Here is a 4,980-nt window from a genome sequence, read left to right as displayed (position 1 = left end):
ATCGCGGGGGTTCTGGTTTGGGGGAGGGGAAACCGAGGGGGCCCGGTCGACGGACCGGGCCCCCTCGAAGCTTGTCCAGGCACTCGTGCGTGCCCCGGGGCCTAGAAGAAGACCCCGCAGTGCAGCAGCACATTCGCGTACGGGCGGGCCTCGCCGGTCCGCACGATCAGGCGGGCGTTCGCCGAGAGGATCTTCAGGTCCTCGTGGGAGACGTGGGTCAGCGCGTGGGGGAAGCGGTCGGCCAGCAGCGCGGACGCCTCCGGGTTCGCTTCCCGTACCTCCTTGGCCGCCGTCGCACTCTCCACGACCAACTCGTCCAGCAGGCCCTCAAGGACCTCCTCGAAGGACGGGACCCCCGCACGGAAGGCGAGGTCCACCACCCTCGGCCCGGCCGGGATCGGCATGCCCGCGTCGCAGATCAGTACGCCGTCACCGTGGCCCAACTCGGCTATCGCGCCCGCGAGATGACGGTTCAGGATTCCGGCCTTCTTCACAGTGCGGCTACCTCTTCGGCGGTGGGGAAGGACGCCTGTGCGCCCTCGCGGGTGACGGCGACGGCGCCCACGCGGGCCGCGTACGCCGCCGAGTCCGCGAGGGACTCCCCGGCGCCGAGGCGCCAGGCCAGCGCCGCGGTGAAGGAGTCGCCCGCGCCGGTCGTGTCCACGGCGTTCACCTTCACGGACGGCACCCGGGCCGTGCCGGAGGCGTCGGCGACCAGCGCACCCTCCTCGCCCAGGGTGACGACCACCGAGCGCGGACCGAGCGCGAGCAGCGCCTGGGCCCACTCCTCGGGCGTCGCGCCCGCGTCGGCGCCGAGCACCACCCGCGCCTCGTGCTCGTTCACGATCAGCGGGTCGCAGGCCGCGAGCACCTCCTCGGGCAACTCCCGGGGCGGGGACGGGTTCAGTACGAAACGGGTGCCGGACGGCAGACCACGTACGACCTCCACGACCGTCTCCAGCGGGATCTCCAGCTGGGCCGAGACCACCCGGGAGGCCGCGAGCAGGGCCGAGGCCGCGTGGACGTCGGCCGGGGTGAGGCGGCCGTTCGCGCCGGGCGACACGACGATGCTGTTGTCGCCGGACGGGTCCACCGTGATCAGCGCGACCCCGGTGGGCGCCCCGCCGACGAGGACCCCGGCCGTGTCGACCCCGGCCGCCCGCTGCGAGTCGAGCAGCAGCCGGCCGTGCGCGTCGTCGCCGACCCGGGCCAGCAGCCCCGTACGCGCCCCGAGCCGGGCGGCGGCGACCGCCTGGTTGGCGCCCTTTCCGCCCGGGTGGAGGGCCAGGTCGGAGCCGAGGACGGTCTCCCCTGCGCCCGGCCGCCGCTCGACACCGATGACGAGGTCGGCGTTGGCCGATCCCACGACCAGCAGGTCGTAGTCGTACATGAACAGTCTCCCTGTGGGGGTGAGTTGAGGGCGGGTGGACGGCAGCAGCCGTGCACCCGCCCCTCGACATCGGTCGGGGTCAGCCGGTGAACTCGTCCACGTTCTTCGCCGTGACCACCTTCACCGGGACCTTCACCGTCTTCTCGACCTCCTTGTCGTCGGCCGCCCGCAGCGCGTTCTCCACCGCGATCCTGCCGAGTTCCTTCGGCTGCTGTGCCACGGAGGCGTACATCGTGCCCTCCTTGACAGCCTTCAGACCGTCGGGCGTGCCGTCGAAACCGATGACCTGGACGGACTTTCCGGCCTTGGAGCCGAGCGCCTTGACCGCGCCGAGCGCCATCTCGTCGTTCTCGGCGAAGACGCCCTGGACGTCCGGGTGGGCCTGGAGCAGGTTCGTCATCACGTCGAGGCCCTTGGTGCGGTCGAAGTCGGCCGGCTGCTTGGCCACGACGTCGATGCCCGGGTAGGCCTTGAGGCCCTCCGCGAAGCCCGCGCCGCGCTCACGGCTCGCGGACGTACCGGCCAGACCCTGCAGGATGACGATCTTGCCCTTGCCGCCCAGCTTCTCGGCGAGCGCCTTGGCGCCCAGCTTGCCGCCCTCGACGTTGTCGGAGGCCACGAGCGCGGCCGTCTCCGCCTTGTTGACGCCACGGTCGACGCCGACGACGGGGATGTCGGCCTTGTTCGCGGAGCGCACCGACGGGCCCGCCGCGTCCGAGTCCACCGGGTTGACGATGATCGAGTCGACGCCCTCGCTGGTGAAGTTCTGCAGCTGGTTGGCCTGCTGCGAGGCGTCGTTCTGCGCGTCCGTGACGGTCAGGTCCGCGCCGAGCTTCTTCGCCTCCGCCTGCGCACCCTCCTTGATCTGTACGAAGAAGGGGTTGTTCAGCGTGGAGAGGGACAGGCCGACCTTCGGGTTCGACGAGGACGAGCCGTTGTTGAACAGGGACAGCCCGCCCACGATCGCCGCCACGAGGACCACGGCGAGCCCGTACTTGATGGCTTGTGGCCCCTTCAGTCCGGACGAGCCCCCGGCACCGGCGGTGACCGGAGTCGCCCCGGCCTTGCGCCGCACGGTGTCGAGGAGCACCGCCAGCGCGATGACCACACCGATGACGACCTGCTGCCAGAACGCCGACACGGAGAGGAGGTTGAGGCCGTTGCGCAGCACCGCGAGGATCAGCGCGCCGATCAGCGTCCCGGATGCCTTGCCCGTACCGCCTGCGAGGGAGGCGCCGCCGATGACGACCGCGGCGATCGCGTCCAGCTCGTAACCCTGCGCGGCCTGCGGCTGCGCGGAGGACAGCCGGGACGCGAGCACGATGCCCGCGGCGGCGGCGAAGAGACCGGACAGGGCGTAGATGACGAGCTTCTGCTTCTTCACCCGCAGCCCGGAGAGGCGGGCCGCCTCCTCGTTGCCACCGATCGCGTACATGGAACGCCCGATGTACGTACGCCCCAGGATCAGGGCCGTGATGAGGCCCATGACGATCATCACGAGGACCGGCACCGGCAGCCAGCCGCCGAGCGTGTCACCGAGGTGCGAGACCGACTCGGGGAACGCGATCGGGCTGCCCTGCGAGATCACCAGCGACAGACCGCGGCCCACCGACAGCATGGCGAGCGTCGCGATGAACGGCGGCAGCTTCCCGTACGAGATCAGGACGCCGTTGACCAGACCGCACGCTATGCCGGTGGCGATCGCGAGGATCACCGCGATCCAGACCGGTACGCCCTCCGAAGTCGCCGACCAGGCAAGGACGGTGGCGGACAGGGCCGCGACGGAACCGACCGACAGGTCGATGCCCGCCGAGACGATCACGAAGGTCACACCGAAGGCGAGGATGGCCGTCACGGCCGCCTGGACGCCGATGTTCAGCAGGTTGTCCGTCGTCAGGAAGTCGCCCGACAGGGCCGACATCGCGATGACGAGAATGATCAGCGCGGTGAGCGCGCCGTTGTCGAGCAGGAGCCGGCGCAGGCCGCCCGAGGCGCCACTCGCGCCCGGTGTGCTCTTGAGCGTGTCAGTGGCCATCGGGGCCCTCCACAGCGGTAACGGTGTCGGTGGTAACGGTCGTAGTGGGAGTCGTGGGTGTCGTGGGTGAGCTGACGGCGAGTGCCATCACGGAGTCCTGGGTCGCCTCGTCGGCGGTGAGTTCACCGGCGATCCGGCCCTGGGCCATCACCAGCACCCGGTCGCTCATGCCGAGCACCTCGGGCAGATCGCTGGAGATCATCAGGACGGCATGGCCGGCGGCGGTGAGTTCGTTGATCAGCTGGTAGATCTCGACCTTGGCGCCGACGTCGATACCGCGCGTCGGCTCGTCGAGGATCAGCACCTTGGTGTCGGCGAGCAGCCACTTGCCGATGACGACCTTCTGCTGGTTGCCACCGGAGAGCGTGCGCACGTGCTGGCCGAGCCCGGCCATCCGTACGCCGAGCTGCTCGGCGATCTTCGCGGCGGCCGTCCGCTGCCCCTTGAGGTCGACGAGCCCGCCGCGGGTCGCCGCCCGCAGGGTGACGAGCCCAAGGTTCTCCTCGACGGAGGCGTCGAGCAGCAGTCCCTGGCCCTTGCGGTCCTCGGGGACGAGCCCGATGCCGGCGGTCATGGCCGCGCTCACGTCGTGGCGAGGCAGCCGTTCGCCGGCCACGGCCACGGACCCCTTGTCGTACGGATCGGCTCCGAAGACGGCTCGTACGACCTCGGTACGTCCCGCTCCGACGAGCCCCGCGATGCCTACGACCTCACCGGCCCGCACCTCGAAACTCACGTCGTGGAAGACACCGTCCCGGGTGAGCCCCTCCACGGTGAGCAACGGGGTCCCGGTGTCGGCCCGTTCGCGCGGGTACTGGAGCTCGATGGAGCGGCCCACCATGAGGCGTACGAGCTCGTCCTCGGGCGTGGACGCGGACACCTGGCCGATGCTCCGGCCGTCCCGGAGGACCGTGACGCGGTCTCCCAGGGCGGCGATCTCCTCCAGGTGGTGCGTGATGAAGACGACGCCGACGCCGTCCTCGCGCAGCTGCCGCACGATCCGGAAGAGTTTCTCGACCTCTCCGGAGGTGAGCACCGCGGTCGGTTCGTCCATGATCAGGACGCGGGCGTCGGCCTCCATCGTCTTCCGGTCGATCAGCCCGAAGCGACGCGGCTGGCGGCCCAGGAAGATGTTCTCGGCGACCGTCAGATCGGGGACCAGGTTGAACTCCTGGTAGATGGTCGCGATCCCGAGGCGCTCGGCGTCCTGCGCACCATGGATACGGACCTTCTTGCCGTCGACCACGATCTTCCCGGCATCGGGCCGGTACGCACCGGACAGCATCTTGATGAGCGTGCTCTTGCCGGCGCCGTTCTCACCGAGCAGCACGTGCACCTCACCGCGGCGCAGATCGAAGTCGACGCTGTCGAGCGCGACCACACCGGGGAAGGTCTTGCGTATGCCTTCGATACGCAGCAACTCGTCGGGACTGCTCACGTGTTGCTCCTTTGCGGGGACGAGTGCGGGGAGGGATGCGGGTACGGGGGCTCGCCGGGCGCCTCGCCGCACGAGCGGCGGACGACGAGACGGGCGGGGAGGGTGACGGACTGCGGG

At 70.4% G+C, this 4,980-nt stretch carries 4 protein-coding genes and 1 pseudogene; all 5 read right to left on the bottom strand.

Annotation, left to right across the window (positions count from 1 at the left end; all coding sequences use genetic code 11):
* Nucleotides 1-101: 101 nt before the first annotated feature.
* Nucleotides 102-494 carry a D-ribose pyranase gene (rbsD, locus tag AOK17_RS26480; RefSeq protein ID WP_055615059.1) on the bottom strand — a complete coding sequence of 131 codons (393 nt, stop codon included), beginning with the start codon at nucleotides 492-494 and terminating at the stop codon, nucleotides 102-104.
* Nucleotides 491-1,390, bottom strand: coding sequence for a ribokinase (locus AOK17_RS26475; protein ID WP_055615058.1), 900 nt, complete (start codon nucleotides 1,388-1,390; stop codon nucleotides 491-493). Before AOK17_RS26475 ends, rbsD begins: the two co-directional genes overlap by 4 nt.
* A 79-nt stretch (nucleotides 1,391-1,469) precedes the next feature.
* Nucleotides 1,470-3,425 (bottom strand): ABC transporter permease/substrate-binding protein, encoded by a 1,956-nt coding sequence (locus AOK17_RS26470; RefSeq protein WP_055615057.1) that lies wholly within the window; start codon nucleotides 3,423-3,425, stop codon nucleotides 1,470-1,472.
* Nucleotides 3,415-4,863, bottom strand: coding sequence for a sugar ABC transporter ATP-binding protein (locus AOK17_RS26465; RefSeq protein WP_055615056.1), 1,449 nt, complete (start codon nucleotides 4,861-4,863; stop codon nucleotides 3,415-3,417). The genes AOK17_RS26470 and AOK17_RS26465 overlap by 11 nt, the downstream gene beginning before the upstream one ends.
* Nucleotides 4,860-4,980 (bottom strand): annotated as a pseudogene (locus tag AOK17_RS53805) (LacI family transcriptional regulator); the annotation flags it as partial. The gene AOK17_RS26465 and the pseudogene AOK17_RS53805, both read right to left, overlap by 4 nt.

This window comes from Streptomyces phaeochromogenes, assembly GCF_001418655.1.
Lineage (GTDB): Bacteria > Actinomycetota > Actinomycetes > Streptomycetales > Streptomycetaceae > Streptomyces > Streptomyces phaeochromogenes.
Note: the sequence above shows the minus strand (reverse complement) of the source record. Positions and strands in the feature narration are given on the sequence as shown.